We start from the raw sequence: 14869 nt of genomic DNA on the forward strand, positions 1-14869 counted from the left end.
GTGGGCGCCGGACACGCACACCGGCTCTACCGGCACGGGCACTCGCCCGTGCACGCCCTGCCGCCGCACACCAAGCTCGCCGCCGTCTTCGCCTTCGTGCTGGTCGTCGTGTCGACCCCGCGCGAGGCGATGTGGGCGTTCGGGCTGTACGCGCTGCTGCTGGGAGCCGTGGCGTACGCGGCCCGGGTCCCGGCCGGGTTCCTGCTGAAGCGGCTGCTGATCGAGGTGCCGTTCGTGGCCTTCGCCGTGCTGATGCCGTTCGTGGCACAGGGCGAGCGGGTGGACGTACTCGGCCTGTCCCTGAGTGTGAACGGTCTGTGGGGAGCCTGGAACGTGCTGGCCAAGGGCACGCTCGGCGTCGCCGCGTCCGTCCTGCTCGCCTCGACGACCGAACTGCGCGAACTGCTGCTGGGGCTCCAGCGGTTGAAGCTGCCGCCGCTCCTCGTACAGATCGCGTCCTTCATGATCCGTTACGGGGACGTCATCGCGGACGAGATGCGGCGGATGAGGATCGCGCGGGAGTCGCGCGGCTTCGAGGCCCGCGGTCTACGGTCCTGGGGCGTCCTCGCCAAGTCCGCGGGCGCGCTCTTCATCCGCTCGTACGAACGCGGGGAGCGGGTGCATCTCGCCATGGTCAGCCGGGGGTACGCCGGTTCGATGCCGGTCATCGACGAGGTGACCGCGTCCCGGGCGCAGTGGTCGTACGCGCTCGCCCTGCCGTCCGCCGCCCTCGTCGTATGCCTGTTGGGATGGACCCTGTGACCTCGCCTTCGATCCCGTCTGTCGCCCCGTCCGTCCCGTCCCTGGAAGTCTCCGGGCTCGCCTTCGCGTACCCCGACGGCCATCAGGCCCTGTTCGGCGTCGACTTCACCGTCGGCCGCGGCGAGCGCGTGGCGCTGCTCGGGCCGAACGGCGCCGGCAAGACGACCCTCGTACTGCACCTCAACGGCATCCTGACCGGCGGCGCCGGGACCGTGACGGTCGCCGGGCTGTCCGTCGGCCGCAAGCACATGGCGGAGATCCGGCGGAAGGTCGGCATCGTCTTCCAGGACCCGGACGACCAGCTGTTCATGCCGACCGTGCGCGAGGACGTGGCCTTCGGGCCCGCGGCGGCCGGGCTGAAGGGACCGGAGCTGGAGGCGCGGGTGCGCACGGCGCTGGAGCGGGTCGGCATGGAGGCCTTCGCCGGCCGCCCGCCGCACCACCTCTCCTTCGGGCAGCGGCGCCGGGTGGCGGTCGCGACCGTACTGGCGATGGAGCCGGAGATCCTGGTCCTCGACGAGCCGTCGTCCAACCTCGATCCCGCCTCGCGACGCGAACTCGCCGACATCCTGCGATCGTTGGACGTGACCGTGCTCATGGTCACGCACGACCTGCCGTACGCCCTCGAACTGTGCCCGCGCGCCCTGATCCTCAGCGAGGGCGTGATCGCGGCGGACGGGAAGACGGGTGAGCTGCTCTCGGACGAGGAGCTGATGCGGGCGCACCGTCTGGAGCTGCCGTTCGGCTTCGATCCGCGCTCCGTGACGACGGGCGCGTGACGGACGGGCGCGTGACGGACGGGCGCGTGACGGACGGGCGCGTGACGGACGGGCGCGTGACGGACGGTGGTGTCGCCGCTGCTCAACACGCCCGCCTCGATGTTACCCACGGTTTCTACCCCCGAGTAACAAGTGGCCGGAATCGGTGGCTACATTGTGCGCGGTGTGTCCGTGCACTCTGTTTCTGGTCGCACTCTGTTTCTGGTTCTGAGTTTCCGCGTGCCTGGGGGTGAGGCGATCCATGTCCGACGCCGCTGTTGAGCTCGACAGCCGTCCCACGAAGATCGTGTACGTAGCGGAGGCCACGGCCCACGGGGGCCGCGAGGGCTATGTCACCAGCCAGGACGGCATGCTCGAACTGAAGGTCGCGATGCCTCCGGCTCTGGGCGGCGACGGTAACGGCACCAACCCGGAGCAGCTGTTCGCGGCCGGTTTCAGCTCCTGCTTCCACAACGCGCTGGTCCTGGTCGGCCGCCGTGCGGGCCTCGACCTGGCCGGCTCCACGGTCGCGGCGAAGGTCGGCATCGGCCCCAACAAGCAGCGCGGTTACGGCCTCGCGGTCGCCCTGAGCGTCTCGCTCCCCGTCCTCGACCAGGGCGTGGCCTCGAAACTCGTGGACGCGGCCCACCAGGTCTGCCCGTACTCGAACGCGACGCGCGGCAACATCGAGGTCACGATCCTGCTGGGCTGACGCGGCGCCGGAATCGCGGGCTCCGCGCGGATGTTGCACCCACTGTCGCAGGCGATTCAAGGGCGGGAGCACGGACGTGGCGTTGGACGTGAACGTGAACGGCACTGTGGCCGAAGGCTTCGAGCCGGTCAGGGATGCGTTCGTACGGAACTTCGAGGTACTCGGGGACCGGGGCGCGGCCGTCGCCGTGTACCGGGACGGGCACCGGATCGTGGACCTGTGGGCGGGCACGAAGGACGTCGACGGTACGGCGGACTCGGCGCCCTGGGAGCACGGCACCGCCCAGATCGTGCGCTCGGCGACGAAGGGCGTCACCGCGGCCGTGGTCCTTCTCCTGCACCAGCGCGGGCTGCTGGACCTGGACGCTCCGGTGGGCGAGTACTGGCCCGAGTTCAAGGCGGCGGGCAAGGAACGGGTGCTGGTCCGGCACGTACTGACGCACCGGGCCGGACTGCCGGTCCTGGACAGCCCGTTGACGCCCGAGGAGACGCTGGACCCCCTGCGCGGTGCCGAGGCGGTCGCGCGCCAGGCCCCCGTGTGGGAGCCGGGCGCCGATCACGGCTACCACGCGCTGACGTACGGCTGGCTGACCGGCGAGCTGGTGCGGCGTGTCACGGGCCGTGGGATCGGTGACTGGATAGCCGAGGAGATCACCGGACCGCTGGGCTCGGACCTGTGGATCGGCCTGCCGGCGGAGGAAGCGGGCCGGGTGGGCAGGGTCGGCCGCGTGGAGTCAGATTCAGGTACGGGGACAGGTACGGGAACAGGGACAGGGACAGGGACACCGGGGAACGCCGGTGGCCTGCGGTCCCGCCCGAAACGGTCGATCGCCGAGGCCTACGACGACCCGGACTCCCTCACCCGCCGGGCCTTCGCCGCGATCACCCCGTTCCCGGACCAGAACGACCCGGCGTACCGGGCGGCCGCCCTCCCCGCGACGAACGGCATCGCGACGGCGGACGGTCTGGCCCGCTTCTACGCGTCCCTGATCGGCGAAGTGGACGGCGGGCCGCGCCTGTTCACGCCTGGGACGCTGGCGGCGGCCCGTGCCGAGGAGTCCGCGGGGCCGGACCGGGTCCTGGTGATCAAAACCCGTTTCGGCCTGGGCTACATGCTCCACGGCTCGGCCTCCCCCTACCTGGACACCGGCTCGTTCGGCCACCCCGGCCGCGGCGGCTCCCTCGGCTTCGCCGACCCGGAGTCGGGCATCGCCTTCGCGTACGTCACCAACGGCTTCCGCAAGACGGTGACGGCGGATCCGCGGGCGCAGGCGTTGGTGCGAGGGGTACGGGCGGCGTTGGCGGCGTAGAGGCTCTCCCCCCGGCGGATTCCTGCCCGGCGCGGACCTTTCCCCAGGGCGGACTCTTGCCCGGCGCGGACTCTTCCCCGGGACCCGGTGAGCCGCCTTCGTGATGCGGCTCACCGGGAGTCACAGGAGAAGCAGCTCCGGCCGAGAGGCCCGGGCTGGTGCCTGACAGGGCCTAGCGGGGCACCTGGCTGTACGAACAAATCTCACCGGGCTGCTCGCAGAGCTCGACCGCGATGACCGTACCGGGGAACGTCCGGTTCCCGCAGCCGCCGGCCGATCCGTTGCCGTCGCCTACGTCGCCGACATAGCCCTCTTCCCTGGTCCAGAAGCTGGCGTAGACCCCGTTCCCGTCCCGCTCCATGTCGCATACCTCGACCCAGTGGCGGTTGGCTGCGACGCCGACGTAGTCGCTCCCTTCGTGCATTCGGAAGTAGCTCGCCGCTTGAGCCGGGAGGGCAGTAGCGAGCGCCAGCATGCCAGCGCCCGCGAGCACCGAAGCCAGTCGGCCCAGTGTCAATCCACTGATCTTCATGTCTCCCCTTTTTTGACACGCAGTGGTTTTTTGACACGCAGTGGCGAGCCGGGTTCCCCCATGGGTCCTCGATCGGTCCCCCGAGCAGCCACTGTGCGCCGCCGCTGGTCGAGCGGCCGCCGTGTCATGACGGTATGAACGGCGGCGACGCGGCTGTCGCGTCCCGCCGTGGTTGCACTCCCACCCCACCACGCCCGACAGTCGCACGGATCCTGCAACTATGTGGGTACCGGTCCCGCAACGTCCTTGGTAGCGCGGGAAGTTGATGCCACCCCGACGCTGGCCGAGACGCTGCCGTGAGGAGCCCGGCACGCCTGGGCCGTGTTGTGGCGGCGGGTGTGAGTCGCCCATGAGGCGGGCTGAATCCTCGTCGGCGATACTGAGTCCATGGAGTACGTCGGCCGGGTGCCTGCCCCGCCGCTCGACCGGTTCATCGACGACATCTACTGCCTGACGGGGGTGCCGAGCCACCGCCGGATGGTCGTCCCGCCGATGCCGTCGACGCACCTGCTCATCAACCTGGGCGAACCGGTCCGTCTGTGGGATTCCGACCCTTCGGTGTCACCGGCGTTGTTGACCGATGGCAGGTTCATGGGGCTGTGGACCAGGCGTTTCCTCTATGAGTACCCCACACGGGCAAGGCTCGTCGGGGTGCACTTCAAGCCCTGGGGCATGTCGCCGTTCGTCGACATGCCCGCGACCGAGCTGCGGGACCGATGGGTGCCCGTCGACTCCGTCTGGCAGCGGTCCGTGGACCGGATTCGCAATCAGGTCGACGATGCCGCCTCGGCCGCGCAGACGCTGCGGGTCCTGGAGGAGGAACTGCGGTCGCGGCTCGCCGATGCGCCGTCGCGCGGTCTCGACCTGGTCCAGCACACAGGCGGGTGGCTCGAAGCGTCCTTCGGCGCGGTACCGGTCGCCGCGCTGAGCGATGCCGCCGGGGTGAGCGGCAACCACCTGGCCACGCAGTTCAAGTCCCATGTCGGGGTCACCCCGAAGAAGGTGGCTCGGATCTACCGCTTCGCGCGGCTGATCCTGTCGGTGGACGCCCTGCGTCCGGTCGACTGGTCGGAGCTCGCTCTCACGGCGGGCTACTTCGACCAGGCCCACTTCAGCAAGGAGTTCAAGGACTTCACGGGCCACACCCCGACGGAATACCTCGCTCTGCGGCGCCGGATCCCGGCCGAGCGGGAGTTCCCGCCGGACAACGGTCCGATGCCCGCTGATTGATTTCCTACAAGCGCGGCCGCCCCAGGGACTGCACGATCGGAGACGACCGCTCAAGCAGAGTCAAGGAGAACCCCGTGGGCACGGTGATCATGCACAACGTGGTGTCGGTGGACGGCTTCATCGCCGACAAGAACGACGACGTCGGGCCGCTCCACGAGTGGTACTTCAGCGGAGACACTCCGCTCACCGAAAGCGGCGACCAGGACCAGCAGTACGACCACTCCGAAGGCGGAGGAGGCTTCAGGGTTTCGCGTGCGTCGGCGGAGTACGTCCGGCCGATGTGGGAGGCGATCGGCACGATCGTGATGGGCCGTCACATGTTCGACCTCGTGAACGGCTGGGAGGGCCGACCGCCCGCGGGCGACCACGTGGTCGTGGTTTCCCACCGGCCCAAGCCCGAGGGCTGGCACCCCGAGGCGTCGTACCACTTCGTCGACGGTGTGGAGGCGGCGATCGAGAAGGCCCAGGAGCTCGCCGGAGATCGAGTCGTCGCCGTGAGCGCCGGCGAAGTAGGCGGCCAGATCCTCGCGGCCGGCCTCGTGGACGAGGTGGCGATGGACGTGGTGCCGGTGGTGTTCGGGTCGGGCAAGCGCTTCTTCGGCGGCATCGATGGGCAGCGGCTGCTGGAGGATCCCCACGTGGTCATCCAGGGCGACCGCGTGCTGCACCTGAAGTTCAAGGTGCGCCGCTGAGGCCGGCCGATCGGTCGGCCCGTACCGGGACCGCGGATGCTGCGGGCCCGGGGCGGCTGGGCCGTGTTCCAGGTAGCGCGGGCGGCCATCCACAGCCACTGATGAATCGCGGCGACGTGGACGGCCGCCTCGAACCGAACCGCGAGCTTGTCTTGGCGGGTGGCACCGCCCGGTGCTGATTGACACGGCTGTTCCCGCACTCGACCGCGTGCAGGGCCTTGTAGTCCTGCCGGTCGAAAACGGGCGGACGGCCACCGGCCCGGCCTCGGCGCGTGCGATTGCGGACCTGGTCGTTCGGTTCCGGGATCGTGACACCTGAGTTACGCGCACCTCGTCGGTTCCCGGATATGTCGCCAGGAGCCCGGACGTCGAATGACGCGGAAAGAACCTGCGCCCCGGCAGGACGCACGCGGTCCGCGCCCCCGACGCCTGATCCAAGCCTGTGAACAAACCTCCGCCGCAAGGCATCCGCTGCAGGCCGCTCGGAGACCGTTGCCGTTCCGAAACGTGTCAGGACTGGTCGGGCCCAGCCACCCGGCCCGAGACTCGGGCTGTGACCCGTCGCCGTATCGCCACCGTCGTCGTTGCCGTCGTCGTCGCGCTGAGTCTCGCGAGCGTGGTGCTGCACGTACACCTCTCCGGTTCCTCCAGCGGCCACCGCAACCCGGGCATACCGGAGCGCACGCCGCCGGTCGAGTCGGACGGCAAGGCGCCGACCGTCGCCCCGGCCGTGTGCGCCGCCCCGCCCGCCGCCCCGGCGCGCACCGCCCGGGCAGCCCCGCAACAGACGGTCAACCGCACGGATTTCAACGGCGACGGCTTCCCCGACATCCACCTCGACGCCTGGTACCGCCCGAAGGAGGGCGGCGGCTGGCTGCACCACCGCGCCGTCGTCCCCGGCTCGGCGCGAGGCATCGCCCCGGCGGCCGGCGTCTCGCTGAGCCTCCCCGGACTCGACCCGGCCACCAGCACCCGCCCGCTGGTCGCGAACAGCGGCGCCCACCTCACCGGGGACCTGGACAGCGACGGACTGGCGGACCTCGTCGTCCAGAACCTGGCAACCGACCACGAGCGCCCCTGGACCAGACAGAGCATCGTCTGGGGCAGCCGGAAGGGCACGCCACACATGGTTCGACTCCCTGCCGAGTACCCGCTGTTCGCGGCGACCGGTGACTTCGACGGAGACGGGGCGCTGGACCTGATCGGGCTGCGGGACGGCCGCGAGGTGCGGCCTCCAGGCTTCCACGAGCCGGGCCACTCGGCCTGCCTCACCATCCTCTACGGGCCGTTCACCCGCACCGGCGCACCCCGCAGGACCGTCGCCGTCGAGGCGACCCAGGGTGGATACGTGGGTGTGTCCACCCTCGTCACCGGCGACTTCGACGGAGACGGCCGCGATGACGTGGTCACCCGCGGTGGGCTGCCCGTGCCGCCGGAGGATCAAGCCGTGTCCGACTGGTACGACGAGGACCGCCTGCCCCGCGGCCTCGTGGACACCCGCTACTACCGCGGTACGCCCGCAGGACCGGCCGTGGCTTCCTTGTCCACTCGCGTGGGCAGGGCTCTGCCACTACCGGGCCGCGACCGGACCACACTGCTGCTCACCGCCGGGAACCTGGACGGCGACCGGTTCACGGACATCGTCCAGACCGACGGCACGATCCTGCACGGCGGCCCGCACGGCCCCGGCGCCCGCACCAGCCGACTTCCCGCCCCCTACGACACCGGGGGCGAGGACCCACGCGGAACGTTGCGGACCATTGCCTACACCGGAGGACCCGTCCTCGCCGACCTGAACGGCGACGGCCAGGACGACCTGGTGAACCGGGACTCCCGCAGCAAACCGGCGGGTACCGTGACCGTCCTGCTCTCGCAGCCGAACGGCGGCTACGCGCCCCCGCTCACCATCGATCGCTACCGGCTCGATCTGCCCAGCCGTCCCTCGCACAGTGCGGACGCCGACAACTTCGGCTGGGACGTCGCCGCTGCCGACCTCGACGACGACGGCCGCGCCGAACTCCTCGTCGGCTACCGGGGCTTCTTCAAACCCCGCGAGGAACACGTCTATTGGGTCTTCCCCGGAACAGCCGACGGCCCAGGCATCAAGAAGGCGCGGCTCGTGCCCGTACGGGAATTGGGCACAAGGTGACTGCTCCCGCCCTCCGTCGAAGGGAACCCCTGTCCACGCAGTGTCGGCCCGCCGCGGCAACGTCCTCCCCAGGCCAGGCCAACAGGGTTCGTTCACAGGGTCTCAGCCCACCGGTGCACGCCTACGGTGCCCCATCCCGGCATGCCCAGGGCGCTAACCCGCGTGCAGCATCAGCCCGATTCCCAGCACCAGGAGGCCCGCAGCGGCGATGCGCGGGGCTCCGAACCGCTCCTTGAAGAACACGGCTCCTATTGCCGCGCCCACGATGATGGACGACTCGCGCAGGGCCGCGATCGGTGCCAGTTCCGCCTTTGTCTGGGCCCAGAGGACCAGGCCGTACGCGGCGACGGACAGTGCTGCTCCGAGGAGGCCGACGGCCGCGAACGGCCTCAGCGTGGCGAACAGTTCGCCTCGCCAGCGGTACACCGCGTACGCCGGGACCGCCAGGCCCTCCACCGCCATCAGCCAGGCGATGTAGGCGAGGGAGGAGCCGGACGCGCGGACGCCCAGGCCGTCGACGACCGTGTACGCCGCGATGGTGAGGCCGGTCGCGAGGGCCGCGCCGATCGCCGACCAGTTGGGCCGGTTTCCGCGCAGGCCCCACAGGGCTACGCCCGTCAGGCCCGCGCAGGACAGCGCGATACCCGCGGCCGCCCAGCCGTCCGGGACCTCGTGGGCGAAGACGGCGGCGAGGAGGGTGACCACCAGCGGTGCCGTGCCGCGTGCGATGGGGTACGCCTGACCGAAGTCACCCAACTGGAAGGACTTCATCAGCAGCACGTAGTACACGACGTGGATGACCGCCGAGCCGATCAGATACGGCCAGGCCTCCGCCGCCGGGAACGGTACGAACGGGACCATCGCCAGCCCGATCAGCATCCCGCCGCCCGCGATCAGCGTGAAGCCGACCAGCTTGTCGGTGATCTGGTGGGCGATGGCGTTCCAGCTGGCGTGTGTGACCGCGGCGAGCAGGACGGCGGCGGTGACCAGCGGGGTCACGGGGTCTGCTCGCGGACGTCCACCAGCGTGCCGCCCGCATGGGCGATCAGGGTCTTCGGGTCCATGGGAAACACGGCGTGCGGGGTGCCGGCCGCGGCCCACACCGTGGCGTGGTCCAGCAGCGAACGGTCCGCCAGTACACGGGTCCTGGTGCGGTGTCCGAAGGGCGGTACGCCACCGATCGCGTACCCGGTCGTCTCCCTGACCAGCTCCGCCTTGGCCCGGGTCACCTTCTCGGCGCCCACCTCCCGGCGTACGAGCTCGACGTCCACCCGGGACGCGCCGTCCATCAGCACCAGGACCGGCACCCCGTCCGCCGCGAAGATCAGCGACTTGCAGATCTGGCTCAGCTCGCACCCGACCGCCGCGGCGGCCTCGACGGCGGTCCGGGTCCCGTCCGGGAAGCGGCGGATCCGCGGGTGCAGATCGTCGAGGCCCAGCTCGCTCAGGGCTTCGGCGAAACGGGGGTGTGCGCCGGACTGTTCAGCTGCGGACTCTTCTGCTGCGCTCGTCGTCATGCCCGCACGCTAGCGGTGGGTGTACGGGGCACGCGAGCGAGTTCGCCCCCCGATCGGGTTCCCACGGGAGCGAGTTCGCCCTCGATCGCGTTCCCGCGGGAGCGAGTTCGCCCTCGATCGGGTTCCGCTGGCGGCGCGCATCCTCGCCTCAGCGCATCCCCGCGCGCTCCCCGCGCCCCCGCGCCCCCACCCGCACGTCACCCGGCCCGTCCCGCCGCCGTGCGGTTCGGTCTCGCGGCGGCGAGGATGGAACCGCGTGTGTACGAGGAAGCACCCTGCGTGAAGGAGAGGCCTCCGTCATGTCCCGCTATGTGTTCGACAACAGCGCCGGCCAGGCCCAGGGCCGCTTCTTCGCGCTGGAGTCCTGCTACGACCACTTCTCCCGTCGCCAGGTGGAGCTGACCGGGCTCGCCCCCGGCTGGCGCTGCCTGGAGGTCGGCGGAGGCGGTGGTTCGCTGGGCGACTGGCTCGGCGAACAGGTCGGCCCGGACGGCGAGGTCACCGTCACGGACCTCGACCTCCGCTGGGCCGAGTCCCGCCCCCGCCCGGCCCACGTACGCCTCCTGCGGCACGACATCGTCCAGGACCCGCTGCCCGCCGACGGCTACGACCTCGTGCACGCCCGGCTGGTGCTGCAGCACCTGCCGGAGCGGCTGGACGTCCTGGCACGGCTCGCGGGGGCGCTGCGGCCGGGCGGGTGGCTGGTGCTGGAGGAGTTCGACACCAGCTGGATCCCCGTGCTGGCCGCCCCCGACGAGGAGGCGGTCGCCCTCTTCGAACGTGTCCACACCGCGCTGCGGGCCCAGTTGGAGAAGGCGGGCCTCGACCCGGTGTGGGGCCGCCGCGTGCCCGGCGCGATGCTGGGTGCCGGTCTTGAGGACGTCACGGCGACGACGTACGCGGAGTCGTGGGCGGGCGGCGGTACGGGCATCGGCCTGCACCGGGTCAACGCGCAGCAGATGGCCGACCGACTGCGGGCGGAGGGCCTTACCGACGCCGAACTGGAGCGCTTCCAGGCTCTGACGGCGGACCCGGCCTTCGTGGTCAACTCCCTGCCGCTGGTCAGCACGCGGGGCCGCCGCCCCTAGGGACTGTCTGACAATCCCTGGCTCAACCGCTGAACGTCACGTCCTTCGTCTCCACCACCCCTGCCTTGCGCGCCGGTGCCGACTGCTCCTGCCAGTACAGGTTCGTGTGGGCGACGACCTGCTCCGGCGGCGGCGCACCCCACTGGCTCAGGTCCTCCGTCGTGTGGGCGTCGCCGACGAGCGTCACGTCGTAGCCCCGCACGAACGCCCCGTGGATCGTGGACCGTATGCAGGCGTCCGTCTGGGCGCCGGTCACCACCAGGTGTCCGACGCCCGCTCCGGCCAGCACCTCCTCCAGGTCGGTGTCCTCGAAGGAGTCGCCGTACGACTTGTGCACCAGCGGTTCCGATTCCCGGCGGGGCAGCTCGGGAACGTACTCCCAGTCCTCGCTCCCCTTCTCCAGGCCGTCGTCGGAGTGCTGGACCCACACGACCGGGACGCCTTGGGCGCGTGCCGTGTCGACGAGGGCTGCGATGTTCGCGACCACCGTGTCGCGCTGGTATGCCCCGGCCACGACGCCGTTCTGGACGTCGATCACCATCAGAGCCGTACGAGGTCGTTCCGAGAAAGTCGTCATGCCCTGCACGCTAGCCCCAGGCACTGACAACCGCCCCTGACAACCGCCTCTGCCCAGCGTGCCGCGCACACCAACGGCACGCACTCACTGCACACATGAAGCCGGTGAGGGCCGCCCGTCCCCACGGAGCCCTCACCGGCTGGTCCATCCTCTACAGGAGCCGGAGCGTCAGACCCGTACCAACTCCCGGTCCTCGTCCGAACCCGAATCCGAACCCGGATCCGAGCCTGAACCCGAATCCGAATCCGAATCCGAACCCGAACCCGCGTCCTTCGTCCGGTCGTCCTGGGCCCGCAGGCCCTCGCCCTCCACGTCGACGTTCGGCAGGGCGCGGTCCAGCCACTTCGGCAGCCACCAGGCCTTCTTGCCGAGCAGCGCCAGGACCGCCGGGACGATCGCCATGCGGACGACGAAGGCGTCGAAGAAGACGGCGATCGCGAGGCCGAAGCCGATCATCTTGATCATGGACTCGCTGGAGCTGATGAAGCCGCCGAAGACGGCCATCATGATGATCGCGGCGGCGACCACGACCCGGGCGCTGTGCCGGAAGCCGGTCACCACGGCCTGGCTCGGCGTCTCGCCGTGGACGTACGCCTCCCGCATCCGGGTCACGAGGAACACCTCGTAGTCCATCGCGAGACCGAAGACCACGCCCACCATGAAGATCGGCATCATCGACATGATCGGGCCGGTCTCCTCGACGCCGATCAGACCGCCGAGCCAGCCCCACTGGAAGACCGCGACCACGGCACCGAGCGCGGCGAGCACGCTGAGCAGGAAGCCGAGGGCCGCCTTCAGCGGGACCAGGATCGAGCGGAAGACCACGATCAGGAGGAGGAAGGCCAGACCGACCACCAGGGCCAGATACGGGATCAGCGCGTCGTTGAGCTTCTGCGAGAAGTCGATGTTCATCGCGGTCGTGCCGGTGACCAGGACGTCCGCGTCGGTGTCGGCCTTGACGTCGGCACCCTTGTCACGGATGGCGTGCACCAGGTCCTCGGTCTGTGCCGAGGACGGCTTGGAGTTCGGGATCACGGTGATCGTCGCGGTGTCGCCGGCCTTGTTGGGCGCCGGCGGGGTGACCGTCACGACGTCCTCGAGGCCCTTGATCCCATCGGCCACGTCACCGAAGGCGGCCGTCGGGTCGTCGCTGTCCTTGGCGTCGACCACGATCATCAGCGGGCCGTTGAACCCGGGGCCGAAGCCCTCCGACAGCAGGTCGTACGCCCGGCGCTGTGTCGTGGACGTCGGCTGCGAGCCGTCGTCGGGCAGGCCCAGTTGCAGTTGGGTGGCCGGGAGGGCTATCGCGCCCAGACCGACCACACCGAGCACCAGCACGGCGATCGGACGGCGGATGACGAAGCTCGCCCAGCGGGTGCCCATGTTGGGCTTGGCCGGCTTCTCGGACGTGCCGGTGTCAGAGGACGTGCCCTCCGCGGCCGACTCGCCCTCCTCGGACGGCTTCCGCTTCTCGGAGGACTTGCGCTTCTCGGAGGTCTTGCGCTTCTCGCCCGCCGGGCGGATCTTCCTGCCCGCGTACCCGAGCATCGCCGGGATCATGGTCAGCGCGATGAGGACGGCGACCACGACCGTGCCGGCCGCCGCGAGGCCCATCTTGGTGAGCATCGGGACGTTGACGACCGCGAGGCCCGCCAGGGCGATGACGACCGTGAGTCCCGCGAAGACCACCGCCGAGCCGGCGGTGCCGGTGGCGCGGCCGGCCGCCTCCTCGCGCTCGCGGCCCTCGGCCAGCTCGCTCCGGTAGCGGGAGACGATGAACAGCGCGTAGTCGATGCCGACCGCGAGACCGATCATCAACGCGAGCGTGGAGGTGGTGTCGCCGAGGTCGAGCGCCTTGGCGAGCATGGTGATGGTGGAGACGCCGATACCGACGCCGATGATCGCCGTCAGCAGCGGCAGCCCGGCCGCGACCAGTGAGCCCAGCGTGATGACGAGAACGACCGCGGCGATGGCGAGACCGATGACCTCGCCGACAGCGCCCGCCTCGGCCGCGGCCTGGAGCGCGTCACCGCCGACGTCGACGGTCAGCCCGGTGTCCCGGGCGTCGTCCCCGGCCGCTTCCAGGGCGTCCCTGGTCGATTCCTTCAGCTCCATGCCGGGGAGGTCGTACGTCACGGACGTGTAGGCGACCGTTCCGTCCTTGCTCACGGCGTTCGTCGTGAAGGGGTCGGTGACGGAGACGACTTCGGAGCCGCCGCGCAGTTCCTCGACGGTCTTCGCGACGGTCGTCTTGTTGTCGGCGTCCGTCATCTTCTGGCCGTCGGGCGCCTTGAAGACGATGCGCCCGGTCGCTCCGTCGGCGCTGGTGCCGGGGAAACGCTGCTCCAGCAGGTCGAAGGCCTTCTGCGCCTCGGTGCCGGGGATCGAGAAGGAGGTGGATCCGGCGGCGGGTGCGCTGGCCGCGCCGACGCCCGCGAGCGTCAGCAGCGCCACCCAGATCAGTGCGACGAAATGCCGTCGCCGGAAGGCGAGTCGGCCGAGTGTGTAGAGGAACGTGGCCACGTGGGCGTACTCCCGGTCAGGTCGGTGATGGCAGGGCATGAGTCATCGGCCCGACGACGTGAGCGGTCGCGTCAGGTGCGGGGGTCGTGCGTAAGGGGGTGTTGTGCGCAGGGGGTTGCGCAAAAGGGTGGTGCGAAAGGGCCGGTACGAAAGGGGCTGGTACGTAAGGGGGTTGAGGATCAGGCGCTGAGGGCGGGGATCACCACAGCGTCGATGTACGAGGACACGAAAGCCTGGGTCGGTGGCTGTTCGTCGATCAACGTCCGCGCCGCGAAGGCACCGATGAGCATGTGCATCATGTATTCGATCGCGGGGTTGTCCGCACGGACCTCGCCGCGATCGATGGCGCGCTGCACCGTCCGACGCATCTCCGCGAGCTCCGGCTCGATCAGCCATTCGCGGAGAGCGGTCATCAGCTCGGGGTTCGTGTGCGCGGCCGTGCCGAGGACTCGCATCAGCGCTGAGTCCTGTTCCATCTGGCAGTCGTCCTGGCGTTGTGCCATGGCCTGGAAGTCGCCCCGGAGGGATCCGGTGTCGACCTCGGCGAGACTGGCCGGTTTGTGATGCCCGATCGCCCTCGCGACCAACTCGGCCTTGCCGCCCCACTGGCGATAGAGGGTGGCCTTGCTGGACCGGGTACGAGCGGCGACGGCGTCCATGGTCAGGGAGTCGTAACCGACCTCCTGAAGCAGGTCGAGCACGGCCTCGTACAGCTCGGCCTCGCGCTCGGGCGTGATCCGGCTGCGACGCGTCGTTGCTGTCTCAGCCATCCCACTCACCACTTCCACTCGAATTCCGCTCGAACGAAACTGCTCCGTACGCCTATGAAGGTACCGCATCCCCAAACGAAACGAAACCGTTTCGTACGTGTTCTGGGTCACGACCTCTCGTCAGGCCCCTCATCGGCGTCTTACGCGGCCCGCGTCACGCACGTTCAGCGGGACCACGAGTTGCCGGGCCCCGCCCACCGGAAAAGCATGGGTGAGTGAGCGACGAGCACGAGAACGCGACCGGAGACGG

Annotated in this window: 14 protein-coding genes; 8 read left to right on the forward strand and 6 right to left on the reverse strand. The window is 70.2% G+C overall.

From position 1 onward, the window contains the following. The 4 genes from cbiQ (at position 1) to OHA11_RS18135 (ending at position 3541) form a co-directional block, all read left to right on the forward strand. Positions 1 to 762, forward strand: a complete 762-nt coding sequence (gene cbiQ / locus OHA11_RS18120) for a cobalt ECF transporter T component CbiQ (RefSeq protein WP_266497521.1) — start codon at positions 1 to 3, stop codon at positions 760 to 762. Continuing rightward, positions 750 to 1541, forward strand: coding sequence for an energy-coupling factor ABC transporter ATP-binding protein (locus OHA11_RS18125; RefSeq protein ID WP_266497523.1), 792 nt, complete (start codon positions 750 to 752; stop codon positions 1539 to 1541). The genes cbiQ and OHA11_RS18125 overlap by 13 nt, the downstream gene beginning before the upstream one ends. Before the next feature lie 241 nt (positions 1542 to 1782). Then, a complete protein-coding gene (locus OHA11_RS18130) occupies positions 1783 to 2232 on the forward strand; it encodes an organic hydroperoxide resistance protein (RefSeq protein WP_266497524.1) in 450 nt (149 codons plus the stop codon). An 88-nt stretch (positions 2233 to 2320) separates the two neighbouring features. Beyond that, positions 2321 to 3541, forward strand: coding sequence for a serine hydrolase domain-containing protein (locus OHA11_RS18135; protein WP_266507269.1), 1221 nt, complete (start codon positions 2321 to 2323; stop codon positions 3539 to 3541). 172 nt (positions 3542 to 3713) lie between these two features. Here OHA11_RS18135 and OHA11_RS18140 read toward each other — a convergent pair whose 3' ends face one another. Continuing rightward, positions 3714 to 4073 (reverse strand): hypothetical protein, encoded by a 360-nt coding sequence (locus OHA11_RS18140; RefSeq protein WP_266497526.1) that lies wholly within the window; start codon positions 4071 to 4073, stop codon positions 3714 to 3716. A gap of 387 nt (positions 4074 to 4460) precedes the next feature. Here OHA11_RS18140 and OHA11_RS18145 point away from each other — a divergent pair, with 387 nt between their 5' ends. From OHA11_RS18145 to OHA11_RS18155, 3 genes are all read left to right on the forward strand, one after another. Next, complete coding sequence (locus OHA11_RS18145) at positions 4461 to 5303, forward strand: AraC family transcriptional regulator (RefSeq protein ID WP_266497527.1); 843 nt, start codon at positions 4461 to 4463, stop codon at positions 5301 to 5303. Between the two features lie 74 nt (positions 5304 to 5377). Beyond that, positions 5378 to 5995, forward strand: coding sequence for a dihydrofolate reductase family protein (locus OHA11_RS18150; RefSeq protein ID WP_266497528.1), 618 nt, complete (start codon positions 5378 to 5380; stop codon positions 5993 to 5995). 553 nt (positions 5996 to 6548) lie between these two features. Continuing rightward, complete coding sequence (locus OHA11_RS18155) at positions 6549 to 8144, forward strand: VCBS repeat-containing protein (RefSeq protein ID WP_266497530.1); 1596 nt, start codon at positions 6549 to 6551, stop codon at positions 8142 to 8144. Between the two features lie 153 nt (positions 8145 to 8297). On the opposite strand, the gene OHA11_RS18160 is transcribed toward OHA11_RS18155, so the two are convergent. Both OHA11_RS18160 and OHA11_RS18165 read right to left on the reverse strand, forming a co-directional pair. Further along, positions 8298 to 9143, reverse strand: a complete 846-nt coding sequence (locus OHA11_RS18160) for a DMT family transporter (protein WP_266497531.1) — start codon at positions 9141 to 9143, stop codon at positions 8298 to 8300. Continuing rightward, entirely contained in the window at positions 9140 to 9661 is a 522-nt protein-coding gene (locus OHA11_RS18165; protein WP_266497532.1) for a YbaK/EbsC family protein, read from the reverse strand. Before OHA11_RS18165 ends, OHA11_RS18160 begins: the two co-directional genes overlap by 4 nt. A 299-nt stretch (positions 9662 to 9960) precedes the next feature. Between OHA11_RS18165 and OHA11_RS18170 the strand changes: the two genes are divergently transcribed. Next, entirely contained in the window at positions 9961 to 10749 is a 789-nt protein-coding gene (locus OHA11_RS18170) for a class I SAM-dependent methyltransferase (RefSeq protein ID WP_266497535.1), read from the forward strand. A gap of 22 nt (positions 10750 to 10771) precedes the next feature. On the opposite strand, the gene OHA11_RS18175 is transcribed toward OHA11_RS18170, so the two are convergent. The 3 genes from OHA11_RS18175 to OHA11_RS18185 all read right to left on the reverse strand — a co-directional run bounded on the left by OHA11_RS18175 (position 10772) and on the right by OHA11_RS18185 (position 14619). Further along, positions 10772 to 11326 carry a cysteine hydrolase family protein gene (locus OHA11_RS18175; protein WP_266497536.1) on the reverse strand — a complete coding sequence of 185 codons (555 nt, stop codon included), beginning with the start codon at positions 11324 to 11326 and terminating at the stop codon, positions 10772 to 10774. A 168-nt stretch (positions 11327 to 11494) separates the two neighbouring features. Then, positions 11495 to 13849 carry an MMPL family transporter gene (locus OHA11_RS18180; protein WP_266497538.1) on the reverse strand — a complete coding sequence of 785 codons (2355 nt, stop codon included), beginning with the start codon at positions 13847 to 13849 and terminating at the stop codon, positions 11495 to 11497. A 179-nt stretch (positions 13850 to 14028) separates the two neighbouring features. Continuing rightward, the gene (locus OHA11_RS18185; RefSeq protein WP_266497540.1) at positions 14029 to 14619 is read right to left on the reverse strand and encodes a TetR/AcrR family transcriptional regulator; all 591 of its coding nucleotides are present in this window, start codon (positions 14617 to 14619) and stop codon (positions 14029 to 14031) included. Positions 14620 to 14869 lie beyond the last annotated feature (250 nt).

It is taken from the genome of Streptomyces sp. NBC_00878 (assembly GCF_026341515.1).
In the GTDB taxonomy this organism is placed as follows: Bacteria; Actinomycetota; Actinomycetes; order Streptomycetales; family Streptomycetaceae; genus Streptomyces.